Annotated in this window: 4 protein-coding genes; 1 reads left to right on the top strand and 3 read right to left on the bottom strand. The window is 74.6% G+C overall.

Annotation, left to right across the window (positions count from 1 at the left end):
* From CRP49_RS41480 to CRP49_RS41470, 3 genes are all read right to left on the bottom strand, one after another.
* Positions 1–1,176 (bottom strand): acyl-CoA dehydrogenase family protein, encoded by a 1,176-nt coding sequence (locus CRP49_RS41480; protein ID WP_097258523.1) that lies wholly within the window; start codon positions 1,174–1,176, stop codon positions 1–3.
* A 114-nt stretch (positions 1,177–1,290) separates the two neighbouring features.
* Positions 1,291–1,716 (bottom strand): DUF4440 domain-containing protein, encoded by a 426-nt coding sequence (locus CRP49_RS41475; protein WP_097258522.1) that lies wholly within the window; start codon positions 1,714–1,716, stop codon positions 1,291–1,293.
* Between the two features lie 94 nt (positions 1,717–1,810).
* Positions 1,811–2,188, bottom strand: a complete 378-nt coding sequence (locus CRP49_RS41470) for a nuclear transport factor 2 family protein (RefSeq protein WP_094222468.1) — start codon at positions 2,186–2,188, stop codon at positions 1,811–1,813.
* Positions 2,189–2,441: 253 nt separating this feature from the next.
* Between CRP49_RS41470 and CRP49_RS41465 the strand changes: the two genes are divergently transcribed.
* Positions 2,442–16,115, top strand: a complete 13,674-nt coding sequence (locus CRP49_RS41465; RefSeq protein WP_097258521.1) for a type I polyketide synthase — start codon at positions 2,442–2,444, stop codon at positions 16,113–16,115.
* The last annotated feature ends 42 nt before the right edge of the window (positions 16,116–16,157 follow it).

Raw genomic sequence — 16,157 nt, 5'->3', positions numbered from 1 at the left:
TCAGAGGAAGTACGTGCCGGGCTCAAGCCCCATCAGCACCCTGCCCTGCACCTCCAGATTCGCCCCGAGCTGGACCAGGGCGTGCAGGGAGAAGCCCTGGATGTCACGGTGGAAGCGCTGCAGGTCCACCTCGGTGCGGATCACCGAACCGCCGCTGGCCGCGTACAGCGACTCGACCGCCTCTTTGGCCAGTTGACCGGCGTACGCCGTGCGGCCCCGGATGACGGCCTTCTCCTCGTCGGTGGGCTGCTCGCCGGCGTCGGCCCCCCGCTGGAGCACCTCCAGGCAGCGCTCGTTCAGCGCCCGGGCGGCCTCGATCTTGTTGGCGGCGACGGCCAGGTGCTGCTGGGTGACCGGGTGTTCCCGCTGGTCGGTCCAGTCCGTGTAGGTGATGCCGCGGCCGGGCACCCGCTCCAGGAACAGCTCGTACGCGCCCTGGGCGATGCCGGTCAGGGCCGCCGCCACGTTGGTGAGGATGTAGCCCAGCAGGCCGTAGTTGCGGCCCGTCGCCCCGGTGTTGGCGCGGTCGCCGGTGGCGCTGACCATCGCCTCCTCCAGCGGCACCGTGCGGTACGCCGGTACGAACAGGTCGTCGGCCGTGACCGTGACGCTGCCGGTGCCGGCGCCGGAGGAGACCTGCCAGTCGTCGTCCAGGGTCAGCTCACCGGTCGGTACGAGCGCGACCAGCTCCTGGTGCGAGCCGTCCGGCTGCTCCACCACCCCGGCCAGCAGATCCCAGTCGGCCCCGCGCACCCCGGAGTTGAACCGCCAGGTACCGGTGAGCCGGTAGCCGCCCTCCACCGGCCGCAGCGTGCCGGTCGGCGCGAACACGATCGACACCCGGGTGGAGCCGCCGGCGAAGACCTCCTCCTGGGCCCGGTCGGGATAGAGGCTGACGCACCAGGCGCTGGTCAGCCACACCATGGTCAGCCAGCCCGTGGACGGGCAGCCGCGCGCCACCTCGGACACCACCCGCGCCTGCTGGGCCGCGTCCAGGTCGAGCCCGCCGTAGGTCCTCGGCACCGCGGCGCGGAAGACGCCGGCCTTCTCCAGCAGCTGGATGTTCTCCTCGACGATCCAGCGGCGCCGTTCGCTCTCCTGCCCGTTGTGGCGCAGGGCCGGTACGGCGGCGCGCACCCCGTCGAGGACGGAGGCGAGTTCTTCTTCGGTGGCCATGGGTCTTTCTCCTCGTCACAACGGTTCAGGAAAACTGCGTGTTCAAACCAGGGCCCGCCGGTGTGCCCCCGGGAAGTCGCCTTCCCGGGGGCACACCGCGCCTCGGGATGCCGCCTACTCCGCCACCAGGCCGGTGGCGGCCACCGGACGGTCGATGGACATCAGCCAGCGGCCGTCCTCGCCCCGCCGCAGGACGTCGGTGCAGACGCCCTCCAGATGGACCGGCTCGCCGTCCTCACCGGTGGTGTCGATGCTGTACTTCACACCGATCAGGGCGACGTCCCCGGCGACGTGCGCGTGCGTGACCTCCGCCTTGAGCGAGGGCTTCGGGGCCAGGAACTCCTTGAAGAACGCCAGCCGGGCCGCACCGGTGAGCGGCTCGCCGGAGAAGTTGGAGATCGAGTCCTCGCGGTACAGGCGGTTGAACAGCGCCCCGTCACCGGAGTTGAACGCCTGCAGGAAGATCTCGTTCTGTATCTCGGTGTCGTCGGTGAGGTCGGGGTTCTCGGGGTCGAAGTCGGTACTGAAGTCGAAGGCCATGGGACCGGCCCGCCTCTCTGTGGGATGAGTGCAACGGAAGGGACGTGAGGTGCGCCGAGCGCGCCGCGGCGCGTCGTGGGCGGGGTGCGGCGGGTCAGTCCTGGCCGTACGGGTCGTCCACCGCGTAGCGCCAGATGCCGTCCTCGCCGAGCCGCAGGACGTCCACGCCCGTGCCGGTCAGGCGCTCCGGGGCACCCTGGTCGTCGACCGTGTCGATGACCCAGTCGACGATCAGCAGCGCGGTGTCGCCGGTCACGAACGACTGCCGGGTCGTCGTGGAGATCTTCGGCCTGCGGGCGAGGAACTCCCGCTGGTAGTCCCGCCGGGCCTGGCCCGTGAGCGGCTCTCCGGGCTCCCAGACCGCCACTGCCTCTTCCGTGTAGAAGGCGTCCAGGGTCTCGAAGTCGCCGGCGTTGAATGCCTCGACGTATTGCGCGGTGTGCTTTTCCAGGTTCTCCAGCAGCTGAGACATGGGAAGAGTCGACCTGCCTTCTCGGTAGTCGGCGTCCGGGAATTTCCGCTACGGAAACTATGCGGTGCTGCTCTGCGCCGGCCCATCGTGCGGTAATCAACCGGCCTCGCCGTAAACAGAATTACTGGATTGAGGGCGATTACTGAGGGGCGGGTGAGAATCCCCTGCCTACGATCGGCCCGCCCGGTGCGCCACACGCTCTGGAGAGTCCCGGCAGGTCTTGGCAATTCCGTCGGAAAGGCAGTCGAGCACGATGACGAATCAGCACCAGTCCGAATCCCCCTTCACCCGCGGCGAGGCGGAGGCGATCGCGGTCGTCGGGCTGTCCTGCCGCCTGCCCGGTGCCGACGGCCCCGAGGCTCTCTGGGAGCTGCTGCGCACCGGCACCGACGCCATCACGCCACCACCCGAGGGCCGGCTGCGGTCCGCGACCGACGAGAGCGCACCCGGGGACACTGCGCCCGGCCCGCGCCGCGGCGGCTTCCTCGACCGCGTCGACACCTTCGACGCCGCCTTCTTCGGCATCGCCCCGCGCGAGGCCGTCACCATGGACCCGCAGCAGCGGCTCGTGCTGGAACTCGCCTGGGAGGCGCTGGAACACGCCGGCATCGTGCCCGCCGCGCTGCGCGGCAGCCGCACCGCGGTGTTCGTCGGCACGCTGCGCGACGACTACGCCGCCCTCCTCTACCAGCACGGCGCCGCCGCCGTCACCCAGCACACCATGGCCGGGGTCAACCGCGGGGTCATCGCCAACCGGGTGTCCTATCACCTCGGGCTCCAGGGCCCCAGCCTCACCGTGGACTCGGCCCAGTCCTCGTCGCTGGTCGCCGTCCACCTCGCCTGCGAGTCGCTGCGGGCCGGCGAGGCGGACGCGGCGATCGTCGCGGGCGTCAACCTCAACCTGCTCGCCGAGGGCGCGGTGGCGCAGGAGCGGTTCGGTGGCCTGTCCCCGGACGGCACCACCTACACCTTCGACGCCCGCGCCAACGGCTTCGTCCGCGGCGAGGGCGGCGCCGCCGTCGTCCTCAAGCCGCTCGCCCGCGCCCTCGCCGAGGGCGACCCGGTCCTCGCCGTCGTCCGCGGCAGCGCCGTCAACAACGACGGCTCCACCCCCGGCCTCACCGTCCCCGGCCAGGCCACCCAGGAACAGGTGCTGCGCGAGGCGTACGAGCGGGCCGGCGTCGACCCCGCCCAGGTGCAGTACGTCGAACTCCACGGCACCGGAACCCCGGTCGGCGACCCGATCGAGGCCGCCGCACTCGGCGCGGTGCTCGGCGGCGACCGGGCCGGTGGGGCGCCGCTGCGGGTCGGCTCGGTGAAGACCAACATCGGCCACCTGGAGGGCGCGGCGGGCATCGCGGGCCTGGTCAAGACCGTGCTGGCGGTCAGCCGCCGCAGCCTGCCGCCGAGCCTCAACTTCGCGACGCCGAACCCGGCCATCCCGCTCGCCGACCTCGGCCTGGAAGTCCAGAGCGACCTCTCGGCCTGGCCCACGCCCGACCGGCCGCTGATCGCGGGCGTGTCGTCCTTCGGCATGGGCGGCACCAACGTCCACGTGGTGCTCCAGGAGGCACCGGCCACGGCACGGGAGACGGCCGGCCCGGCCGGACAGCCCGCCGAGTCCGGCGCCGTACTGCGGCCCTGGCTGGTCTCGGCCCGCGGCGACGACGCCCTGCGGGCACAGGCGCGGCGGCTGCGGGCCGCCGTCGAGGGCGAGACCGCCCCGCGTCCCGTGGACGTCGGCTGGTCGCTGGCCGCGACCCGGACGGTCTTCGCGCACCGCGCCGTCGTCCTCGGCGCCGACCGGGACGCCATGCTGGCCGGGCTCGACGCGCTCGGCGCAGGTACGGCCGCGGCCCACGTGGTCACCGGAACCGTCCGGCCCGGCCGGACCGCGCTGCTGTTCACCGGGCAGGGCGCCCAGCGCCTCGGCATGGGCCGCGAACTGCGCGTCGCCTTCCCGGAGTTCGCCGCCGCCTTCGACGAGGTGTGCGCCGTACTCGATCCGCTGCTGGACCGCCCGCTCGCCGAGGTGATCGACTCCGGCGACGGCCTGGACGACACCGGGTACACCCAGCCCGCGCTGTTCGCCGTCGAGGTCGCCCTGCACCGGCTGCTGGCCTCCTGGGGTGTGACCGCCGACCTGGTCGCCGGCCACTCCATCGGCGAGATCGCCGCCGCGCACGTCGCGGGCGTGCTGTCCCTGCCGGACGCCGCCCGGCTGGTCGCCGCCCGCGGCCGGCTGATGCAGCGACTGCCGGCCGGCGGTGCCATGGTCGCCGTAGAGGCCGCCGAGGAGGAGGTGCTGCCACTGCTCGCGGCGCACGCGGACGAGGTCGCCGTCGCCGCCGTCAACGGGCCCCGCTCCGTCGTCCTGTCCGGCACCGAGGAGCACGTCACCCGGATAGCGGAGCAACTCGCCGCGGACGGCCGCCGCACCCGCCGGCTGACCGTCTCGCACGCCTTCCACTCCCCGCTGATGACCCCGATGCTGGAGGACTTCCGCCGCGTAGTCGCCGGACTCACCTTCCACGAGCCGCGCATCCCGGCCGTGTCCACGGTGACCGGCCGTCCCGTCGAGGCCGGCCAGTGGACGTCCCCCGACTACTGGGTCGAGCAGGTGCGCCGCCCGGTCCGGTTCCTGGACGCCGTACGCGCCCTGGCCGCCGAGGGCGCGGTGACCCTCCTGGAGCTGGGCCCCGACGCCGTCTGCGCACCCATGGCGGCCGACTGCCTGCCGGACACCGATTCGACGCTGCCGCTGGCCACGCTGCGCGCCGGCCGGCCCGAGCCGCGCACCCTGCTCACCTCGCTCGCCACGGCGTTCGTACGCGGCACGGACATCGACTGGACGGCCGTCCACGCCGGCACCGGCGGCCGACGCGCCGCCCTGCCCACCTACGCCTTCCAGCGCGAGCCCTACTGGATCACCGGCACCGCCCGCACCGCTGCCCTCCCCGCCGAGACCCCGCCGGCGGCAGCCGAGCCCGCATCCCGGCCGGCACCGGTCGCGCTGCCCGGCGCCGACACCACGGCCCTCGTCCTGGCCCGGATCGCCGCGGTCCTGGAGTACCCCGACGGCCGCCGGGTCGAGGCCCACAGCACCTTCAAGGACCTCGGTTTCGACTCCCTGATGTCGGTCGAGCTGCGCAACGCGCTGTCCACCGCCACCGGCCTGCGGCTGCCCAGCGGCCTCCTCTTCGACCACCCCACCCCGGCCGCCCTCGTCGACCACCTCGACACCCTGCTGACCGGAACCGAACAGGACGACGACCTGCCGCCGGCCGCCGAGTCCGACGAGCCGATCGCCATCGTCGGCATGGCCTGCCGCTACCCGGGCGGGATCGGCTCTCCGGAGGACCTGTGGCGGCTGGTCGCCGAGGGCGGTGACGCCGTCTCCGGCTTCCCCACCGACCGCGGCTGGGACCCCGGCCTCTACGACGGCGATGCCACCGCGAGCGGCCACAGCACCGTCCGCGAGGGCGGCTTCCTGCGCGACGCCCCCCTCTTCGACAACGAGTTCTTCGGTATCTCGCCCCGCGAGGCCCTCGCCATGGACCCGCAGCAGCGCCTGCTGCTGGAGACCGCCTGGGAGGCCATGGAGCGGGCCGGTCTGGACGCCGCCGCCCTGAAGGGCACCCGCACCGGCGTCTTCGTCGGCGCCACGGCCCTGGAGTACGGGCCCCGGATGCACGAGGCCCCCGACACCGTCGAGGGCCATGTGCTGACCGGCACCACCCCGAGCGTCCTGTCCGGCCGTATCGCCTACCAACTGGGCCTGATCGGCCCAGCCGTGACCGTCGACACCGCCTGCTCCTCGTCGCTCGTCGCCCTGCACCTGGCGATCCGGTCCCTGCGCTCCGGCGAGACCACACTCGCCCTGGCCGGCGGCGTCACCGTGATGTCGTCGCCCGGCATGTTCGTGGAGTTCTCCCGGCAGCGGGGCCTGGCCCCGGACGGCCGGTCCAAGTCCTTCGCCGCGGCGGCCGACGGCACCTCCTGGTCGGAGGGCGTCGGACTGCTCGTGGTCGAGCGCCTGTCGGACGCGCGCCGCAACGGCCACCGGGTGCTCGCGGTGGTGCGGGGCAGTGCCGTGAACCAGGACGGCGCCAGCAACGGACTGACGGCGCCGAACGGCCCGTCCCAGGAGCGGGTCGTCCGCCAGGCCCTGCACGACGCGCATCTCGGTCCGGCGGATGTGGATGTGGTGGAGGCACACGGTACGGGGACCCGGCTCGGGGATCCGATCGAGGCGCAGGCGCTGCTGGCCACCTACGGTCAGGATCGCGAACAGCCGCTGTATCTGGGTTCGTTGAAGTCGAACATCGGGCATGCGCAGGCTGCTGCCGGTGTGGGCGGGGTCATCAAGATGGTGCAGGCGATGCGGCACGAAGTGCTGCCGAGGACGCTGCACGTGGACGAGCCGACGCCGATGGTCGACTGGGCGAGCGGTGCGGTGGAGCTGCTGACCGAGGAGCGTGCCTGGCAGCGCAAGGACCGGCCGCGCCGGGCCGCTGTGTCGTCGTTCGGTATCAGCGGCACCAACGCCCACGTCATCATCGAGGAAGCCGAGCCGGAGAAGCCCGCGCCCGACGCGCCTGACTCGGCCGGTCCCTGGCTGCTGTCCGCGCACAGCCGGGAAGCACTCTCCGCCCAGGCCGAACGGCTGCGTGCCCACGTGGCCGGCGGCACGGCCCTGCCCGCCGACATCGGCCACTCCCTCGCCGCCACCCGCACCGACCTGTCCGAGCGGGCCGTGCTCACCGGCAGTACGCCCGAGGAGCTGACGGCCGCACTGGACGCGCTCGCCGCGGGCGAGCCGTCGCCCGCCGTGATCGACGGCAGCGCCGCCGGTGCGGGCCGTACCGCGGTCCTGTTCACCGGGCAGGGCGCACAGCGGCTCGGCATGGGCCGCGAACTCCACGCCGCCTCCCCGGTGTTCGCCGCCGCGCTGGACGAGGCCTGCGCCGCCCTCGACCCGCACCTCGAACACCCGCTGCACGACGTGCTGTTCGCCGCCGCCGACAGCCCCCGGGCCACGCTGCTGCACGCCACCGCGTACACCCAGCCCGCGCTGTTCGCGGTGGAGACCGCGCTGTTCCGGCTCGCCGAACACCACGGCCTGATGCCCGACCTGCTGGCCGGACACTCCATCGGCGAGGTCACCGCCGCCCAGGTGGCGGGCGTGCTCACGCTGCCCGACGCCGCCCGGCTGGTCGCCGCGCGCGGCCGGCTGATGCAGTCCGCCCGGGCCGGCGGCGCCATGGTCGCCATCGAGGCCGACGAGACCGAACTCGCCGCCGATCTGGATGAGCTGACCGGACGGCTCGCGCTCGCCGCGGTCAACGGGCCCGCCTCCGTCGTGGTGTCCGGCGACGAGGACGCCGTCGCGGACCTCGCCGAGCGCTGGCGCGCCCGCGGCCGCCGTACCCGCCGGCTCCAGGTCAGCCACGCCTTCCACTCGCCGCACATGGACGACGTCCTGGACGAGTTCCGCGCGGTCGCCGAGAGCCTCACCTTCCACGTGCCGCGCATCCCCCTCGTCTCGACCGTCACCGGCGAGGTCGCCACCGTCGCGGAGCTGACCTCGCCCGGCTACTGGGCGGACCAGATCCGCCGGCCGGTGCGCTTCCTCGACGCCGTCCGCACCCTCTCGCGGCTGGGCGCCACCGTCTTCGTCGAAGCCGGCCCCGACCCGGTGCTGACCTCACTCACCCGCTCCGCCCTCGGCGACGACGTCACGGCCGTACCACTGATGAGGGCGGGCCACCCCGAGCCCGACACCCTCACCGGCGGGCTGGCCCGCGCCTGGGCGCACGGGGCCCCGCTGGACGGCACCACCTTCCACCCCGGCGGACGGCGGGTCGACCTGCCGACGTACGCCTTCCAGCGCAGCCGCTTCTGGCTCGCGCCCGAGAGCCCGTCCGACACGCGCGCCCTCGGCCTCGATCCGGCCGGGCACCCGCTGCTGCACACCGCCGTCGACCTGGCCGGGCGCGACGACGTATTGCTCACCGGCAGGTTCTCCACCGACACCCACCCCTGGCTCGCCGACCACGCCATCGGCGGCACGGTCCTGGTGCCCGCCACCGCCTTCCTCGAACTGGCCCTCGCAGCGGCCGGCCACACCGGCACCGACCGGGTCGAAGAGCTGACCCTGGAGTCCCCGCTGGTCCTGCCGGAGCACACCCCGGTACGCGTCCAGGTCGCCGTCGGCGCCCCCGGACCGTCCGGCGAGCGGAGCTTCACCGTCCACGCCCGGCCCGAGACCGCCGCCGGCGCCCCGGAGGAGTGGACCCGGCACGCCACCGGCGTCCTCGGGGCCGCCCACGCGGCCGACGGCGGCAACGCCCCGGCCCTGCCCGGCCCGTGGCCGCCCGCCGGGGCCACCGCCCAGGACCTGGACGGGGTGTACGACCGCCTCGGTGCGCTCGGCTACGGGTACGGCCCCGCGTTCCAGTGCCTGACCGGCCTGTGGCGGGCCGGGGACGACCTGTACGCCGAGGTCGCGCTGCCCGCCGAACAGCATGCGGCGGCCGAGCGGTTCGGACTCCACCCCGCGCTGTTCGACGCCCTGCTGCATCCGCTGGTGCTGCACGCCGCCGACGGCACGGCGGCCGACGGGATCCGGCTGCCGTTCGCGTGGACCGGCACCCGAATCCACGCCACCGGCGCGACCTCGCTGCGGGTCCGCATCACCCCGGCCGGCCCCGACACGTACACGCTGACGGCCGTCGACCCGGCCGGAGCCCCTGTCGTCTCCCTGGACGCCCTGTCCCTGCGCCCCATCCCGGCGGACCGCCTGGCCGCCTCCGCCACCGGCCGCGACGACACACCGTACGAGGTCAGGTGGACGCCGGTCCCGACGCCCGCCGCAGGGGTGTTGCGCGTCGCGGAGGTGACGGGCGACGACCTGCCGGAGGCGGACGTCCTACTGGTCCGTCCCGAGCGACTCGACCTGGTCCGTGCCGAGCGCATCGCCGGTGCCGGAGCGGACGAGCTGCCTGCCGCCGCGCACCGAACGGTCACCGCCTTCCTGGACCTGCTCCAGCGCTTCCTCGCCGACCCCCGGCTCGACGGCGCACGGCTGCTCGTCGTCACCCGCGGCGCGGTCGCCACCGTGCCCGGCGAGGCCGTACCGGACCTGGCCGCCGCACCCGTCCTGGGCCTCGCGCGGTCCGCACAGTCCGAGCACCCCGGCCGGATCGTGCTGCTCGACACCGACACCGACCTGCCCGTCGAAGACCCGCTGCTGGCCGCCGCCCTCGCCGCCGCAGAGCCCCAACTCGCCCTGCGCCAAGGCGTATTCAGCGCACCTCGCCTGGTGCGCGGTACCACCGGCACCACCCCGGCCACCGCCCGGCTCGGTACCGGCGCGGTCCTGGTCACCGGCGGTACCGGCGGTCTCGGCGCCCTGTTCGCCCGGCATCTGGTCGAGGTGCACGGGGTGCGGGAGCTGGTGCTGGTGAGCCGGCGTGGTCCGGACGCCCCGGGTGCGGCCGAACTTCGCGACGAACTCGTGGAGTTGGGGGCGTCGGTGCGTGTCGAGGCCTGTGACGTGGCGGACCGGGAGCAGGTGGCCGCGTTGGTGGGCCGGGTCGGTGACCGGTTGTCGGCGGTGGTGCACACGGCTGGTGTGCTGGACGACGCCACGGTGGCGGGGTTGACCGGGGAGCGGCTGGAGTCGGTGCTGCGGCCGAAGGCGGATGCCGCCTGGCAGCTGCACGACCTCACCCGCGACCTGGACCTGAGCGCCTTCGTCCTGTTCTCCTCGGTCTCCGGTCTGCTCGGTACGGCCGGACAGGGCAACTACGCGGCGGGCAACGCCTTCCTGGACGCCCTCGCCGCCCACCGGCGCGCCCAGGGCCTGCCCGCGCTGTCCCTCGCCTGGGGCCTGTGGGACGCCACCCACGGCATGGGCGCCTCCCTCGCCGAGTCCGACCTGGCCCGGTGGACCCGGGCCGGTATCCGGCCGCTGACCCCCGAGCAGGGCCTCGCCCTGTTCGACGCCGCGCTCACCGGCGCGCCCGCCCTCAGTGTTCCCGCCGCCCTCGACCTGCCCGCCCTGCACGCGGCCGGCACCGAGCCCGCCGCCGTCCTGCGCGGCCTGGTCCGCACCCGACCCCGGCGCGCCGCGGTCGCGGCGGCCAGCGGCGACAGCGGCGACTGGGCCGCACGTACGGCCGCGCTCCCCGAGGAACAGCGCCGGGAGAGCGTGCTCGACCTGGTGCGCGGCACGGTCGCCGGCGTCCTCGGCCACACCGACCCGCAGCGCCTCGACCCCCGGCGCGCCTTCAAGGACATCGGCTTCGACTCGCTCGCCGGCGTGGAGCTGCGCAACCGGCTGAACGCGGCGACCGGCCTGCGGCTGCCCGCCACCGTCGTCTTCGACCACCCCTCGCCCGAGGCCGTCGCGAACCTGCTGCTGTCCCGGCTGCCCGGTTCCGCCGCCGGCGGCGCCGTTGACCGGCCGGTGCGTGCCGCGGCGGACGAGCCGATCGCGATCGTCGGCATGGCCTGCCGCTACCCGGGCGGGATCGGCTCCCCGGAGGACCTGTGGCGGCTGGTCGCCGAGGGGGGAGACGCCGTCTCCGGCTTCCCCGGCAACCGCGGCTGGGACCTGGACGCCCTCTACGACCCCGACCCCGAGCGGACCGGCACCTCCTACGTACGGCACGGAGGCTTCCTGCACGACGCCGACCTGTTCGACCGCGAGTTCTTCGGCATCTCGCCCCGCGAGGCCACCGCCATGGACCCGCAGCACCGGCTGCTGCTGGAGACCGCGTGGGAGACCTTCGAGAGCGCCGGGATCGACCCGACCGGCCTGCGCGGCTCCGGCACGGGCGTCTTCGTCGGCGCCATGTACGACGACTACGTGTCCCGGCTCGCCGCGAGCCCCGAGGAGTACGAGGGCTTCCTGCTCGCCGGGAACCTCTCCAGCGTGATCTCCGGCCGGCTGTCGTACATGTACGGCCTGGAGGGCCCCGCCGTCACCGTGGACACCGCCTGCTCCTCGTCCCTCGTCGCGCTGCACCTGGCGGCGAACGCGCTGCGCAACGGCGAGTGCGACCTCGCCCTCGCCGGTGGTGTCACCGTGATGGCCGGACCGCACGTCTTCATCGAGTTCTCCCGGCAGCGGGGCCTGGCCCCGGACGGCCGGTCCAAGTCCTTCGCCGCGGCGGCCGACGGCACCGGCTGGTCCGAGGGCGTCGGACTGCTGCTGGTGGAGCGGCTCTCGGACGCGCGCCGCAACGGTCACCGAGTGCTCGCGGTGGTGCGGGGCAGCGCCGTGAACCAGGACGGGGCGAGCAATGGGCTTACGGCGCCGAACGGCCCCTCTCAGGAGCGGGTGATCCGGCAGGCGTTGAGCAGCGCGAAGCTCGGTCCGGCGGACGTGGATGTGGTGGAGGCACATGGCACGGGGACCCGGCTCGGGGATCCGATCGAGGCGCAGGCGCTGCTGGCCACCTACGGTCAGGATCGCGAACAGCCGCTGTATCTGGGTTCGTTGAAGTCGAACATCGGGCATGCGCAGGCTGCTGCCGGTGTGGGCGGGGTCATCAAGATGGTGCAGGCGATGCGGCACGAAGTGCTGCCGAGGACGCTGCACGTGGACGAGCCGACGCCGATGGTCGACTGGGCGAGCGGTGCGGTGGAGCTGCTGACCGAGGAGCGGGCGTGGTCGCGCACGGACCGGCCGCGCCGGGCCGGTGTGTCCTCCTTCGGTATCAGCGGCACCAACGCCCACGTCATCATCGAGGAACCCGAGCAGGACAAGCCCGCACCCGCGCGCGAACTGCCCGGCACGGGTGCCCCGTGGCTGCTGTCCGCCCGCACCGAGCCGGCCCTCGCCGCCCAGGCCGAACGGCTGCTCACCCACCTCACCGACCACCCCGAGGCGGACCTCGCGGACGTCGGCCACTCCCTGGCCACCGCCCGCGCCCTGCACGACAAGCGGGCGTACGTCGTCGCCGCCGACCGCGCCGGACTCCTGGACGGGTTGCGCACCCTCGCCCGTGGCGAGACCGGCCCCACCGCCCTGCGTGCCCCGGCCGGACAGCCCGGCAAGACCGCCGTGCTGCTCACCGGGCAGGGCGCACAGCGGCTCGGCATGGGCCGCGAACTCCACGCCGCCTCCCCGGTGTTCGCCGCAGCCCTCGACGAGGTCGCCGCCCACCTGGACCGGGAGCTGGTCCGGCCGCTGAAGTCGGTGCTGTTCGCACCCGAGGGCTCCGCGGACTCGGCGCTGCTCGACCAGACGGCGTTCACGCAGGCGGCGCTGTTCGCCGTGGAGACCGCCCTGTTCCGGCTCGCCGAGCACCACGGCCTCACCCCGGACTACCTGCTCGGCCACTCCATCGGCGAGGTCACCGCCGCCCATCTCGCGGGCGTCCTGGACCTGCCGTCGGCCGCCGTCCTCGTCGCCGAGCGCGGCCGGCTGATGCAGGCGGCCCGCGAGGGAGGTGCCATGGCCGCCGTCGAGGCCACCGAGGACGAGGTACGTACGGCCATCGCGCCGTACGGCGACCGGATCGCCGTGGCCGCGGTCAACTCGCCCCGCTCCACGGTCGTCTCCGGCGACGCCGACACCGTCGACGAAGTCGCCGAGCTGTTCCGGCGACGCGGAGCGCGGACCCGGCGCCTGGCGGTCAGCCACGCCTTCCACTCGCCGCACATGGCAGAGGTGCTGGAGGAGTTCCGCGCCGTCGCCGCCGACCTCACCTACCACGCGCCCCGCATCCCGGTCGTCTCCAACGTCACCGGCGCCTTCGCCACACCCGAGGAGCTGGCCTCGCCCGACTACTGGGCACGGCACATCCGCGGCACGGTCCGCTTCCTGGACGGCGTACGGCTGCTGGAGGACCACGGTGTCACGGAGTGGCTGGAACTCGGCCCGGACGGTGTCCTGACCGCCCTGGTCCAGCAGTCGCTGACCGGCGAGCCCGGCGCCGTGACCGCCGCCCTGCGCCGGGGCCGCCCCGAGCCGCGGACGTTCACCTCGGCGCTCGGCCTGCTCGGCGCACGCGGCGCCCGGCTGCGCTGGGACACCCTGTTCCCGGGCGCCCGGCCCACCGCGCTGCCCGCGTACCCCTTCCAGCGGCAGCGGTACTGGCTGGACGCCCCGGCCACGGTCGGTGACGCCGCCGGATTCGGACTGACGGCGGCGGGTCACCCGCTGCTCGGCGCCGAGGTGCCCCTCGCCGACCGCGACGAACGCGTCTTCACCGGGCGTCTCTCCCCGCACACCCACCCCTGGCTGGCCGACCACGCCGTCGCGGGCCGGGTCCTCGTGCCCGGCACGGGACTGCTGGAGATCGCCCTCGCCGCCGGCGAGCGCACCGGCGCCGCCACGGTCGGCGACCTCACCCTCGCCGCGCCCCTCACCCTGCCCGAACGCGGCGGCGTCCAGCTCCAGGTGACCGTCGGCCCCGCCGACGCCACCGGCACCCGGCCCCTGCAGATCCACTCCCGGCCGGAGCACGACCTGGCCGACGACTGGACCCTGCACGCCCAGGGCACCCTGCGCCCCGAGGACGCCCAGGCCCCCGGCGCCGCCCTCGCGGCCTGGCCCCCGCCCGGCGCGACGGAGACCGACCTCACCGGCGCCTACGACCGGCTCGCCGCGCAGGGCTACGCCTACGGGCCCGCCTTCCGCAACCTGCGCCGCCTGTGGAGCGCGGGCGACGACCTCTACGCGGAGGTCGCGCTCGACGCCGAACAGCGCACCCACGCAGGCCGGTTCGCCGTACACCCGGCCCTGCTCGACGCCGCCCTGCACGCCCTGCTGCCCGGTGTGGCGGGCGAGGACGGACCGTCGCTGCTGCCGTTCGCCTGGGCCGACGTCCAGGTCCGTGCCACCGGCGCCACCGCCCTGAGGGTACGGCTCACCCGCCGCACCGGCGGCACACCGGTCGTCGCGCTGACCATCGCCGACGACACCGGAACCCCGCTCGCCACCGTCGGGGAACTGACCCTGCGCCCGCTCACGGCAGAGGCGCTCACCGCGGCCGTACCCCAGGCCGACGGGCTGCTCCGGGTCGACTGGACCCCGCTGCCCGCCCCGGCGACGGACGGTACGGCCGACGGCTGGGCGGTGCTCGGCACGCCCGACCGGCTCGGTGCGGCAGGTCACTCCCTGACCGGCTACGCCGACCTCGCCGCCCTGCGCCGCGCCCTGGACGAGGGCGCACCCGCGCCGGACGTCCTGCTCCTGCCGTACACCGCGCCCACCGGCGTCGACGCGGCTGCCGTACCGCAGAAGGCCGGTGCCGCGCTGCGGGCCGCGCTGGCGGACGTCCAGGCCTGGCTGTCCGACGAGCGGCTCGCCGGCACCCGGCTGGTGGCGGTCACCCACCGTGCAGTGGCCGCCCTACCGCAGGAGGACGTGACCGACCTGGTCCACGCCCCCGTGTGGGGCCTGCTGCGCTCGGCACAGTCCGAACACCCCGGCCGGATCCAGCTCGTCGACACCGATGACCTGCAGCGACTCGGCGCCGACCTGCCCGCCCTCGTGACGAGCGGAGAGCCGCAACTCGCCCTGCGCGACACCGAGATGCTGGTGCCACGGCTGGCCCGGATCAGGCCCACGACGGAGGAACCCGCACCGGCGTGGGGCGACGGCGCCGTGCTCGTCACGGGTGCCACCGGCACGCTGGGCGCCGTCCTGGCCCGGCATCTGGTCGAGGTGCACGGGGTGCGGGAGCTGGTGCTGGTGAGCCGGCGTGGTCCGGACGCCCCGGGTGCGGCCGAACTTCGCGACGAACTCGTGGAGTTGGGGGCGTCGGTGCGTGTCGAGGCCTGTGACGTGGCGGACCGGGAGCAGGTGGCCGCGTTGGTGGGCCGGGTCGGTGACCGGTTGTCGGCGGTGGTGCACACGGCTGGTGTGCTGGACGACGCCACGGTGGCGGGGTTGACCGGGGAGCGGCTGGAGTCGGTGCTGCGGCCGAAGGCGGACGCCGCCTGGCAGCTGCACGACCTCACCCGCGACCTGGACCTGAGCGCCTTCGTCCTGTTCTCCTCGGTCTCCGGTCTGCTCGGTACGGCCGGACAGGGCAACTACGCGGCGGGCAACGCCTTCCTGGACGCCCTCGCCGCCCACCGGCGCGCCCACGGTCTGCCCGCGCTGTCCCTCGCCTGGGGCCTGTGGGAGCAGTCCAGCGCCATCACCGGGCACCTCGCGGACGCCGACCTGCGCCGCCTCGCCCGCTCCGGGCTGCTGCCGCTGGCCACCGACGACGCCCTGGCCCTGCTCGACGCCGCGCCCGCCGCCGGCGAGAGCGTCCTCGCCGTCACCCGGCTCGACGTACGCGCCCTGCGCGAGCAGAGCGGCGACCAGGTCCCGGCCGTGCTGCGCGGTCTGGTCCGCGGCCCCGCCCGCAGGCCCCAGGCCCACACCGCCGGCGCGCAGGAGAACGGCCCGACGCTGGCCGAACGGCTCGCCCCCCTCACCGCCGACGAACGCGACCGGCTGCTCACCGACCTCGTGCGCTCCCGCGTGGCCGCCGTGCTCGGCCACGCCGACACCAGCGCGATCGAGGCGGACCGCCCCGTGCAGGAACTCGGCTTCGACTCGCTGACCGCCGTCGAACTGCGCAACCAGCTCGGCAAGGAGACCGGCCTGCGGCTGCCCACCACGCTGGTCTACGACCACCCCACACCCCAGGCCGTCGCCACCTACCTCGCCGGACAGCTCGTCGTCGAGGAACGCACCCCGGACGCGCCGGTGTTGGACGAGCTGTCCCGGCTCAAGGGCGCCATCGAGTCCGCCGCCGCGGACCCCGACGCCCGCGACCGGATCACCGAGCGGCTGCGCGCACTCCTCGCCGCCGCCGACACGGCCGCCGGCCCCTCCGCCGGCACCCCCGACGACGACCTGGCATCAGCCACGGACGAGGAACTCTTCGCCCTCGTCGACGAACTCGACTGAGCACCCCGGTGCTTCCCGCGAACCCACCCACGACCTACGGGA

Origin of the sequence: Streptomyces sp. Ag109_G2-15 (genome assembly GCF_900215565.1) — a bacterium.
Classification (GTDB): domain Bacteria; phylum Actinomycetota; class Actinomycetes; order Streptomycetales; family Streptomycetaceae; genus Streptomyces; species Streptomyces diastatochromogenes.
The sequence above is the reverse complement of the archived record's forward strand: the minus strand, read 5'-3'. Positions and strand labels throughout refer to the sequence as shown.

Excerpts from the sequence above, each read along its gene's own strand:
- CRP49_RS41465 (WP_097258521.1), top strand. The coding sequence starts at position 2,442 with ATGACGAATCAGCACCAGTCCGAATCCCCCTTCACCCGCGGCGAGGCG.
- CRP49_RS41470 (WP_094222468.1), bottom strand. The coding sequence starts at position 2,188 with ATGTCTCAGCTGCTGGAGAACCTGGAAAAGCACACCGCGCAATACGTC.
- CRP49_RS41475 (WP_097258522.1), bottom strand. The coding sequence starts at position 1,716 with ATGGCCTTCGACTTCAGTACCGACTTCGACCCCGAGAACCCCGACCTC.
- CRP49_RS41480 (WP_097258523.1), bottom strand. The coding sequence starts at position 1,176 with ATGGCCACCGAAGAAGAACTCGCCTCCGTCCTCGACGGGGTGCGCGCC.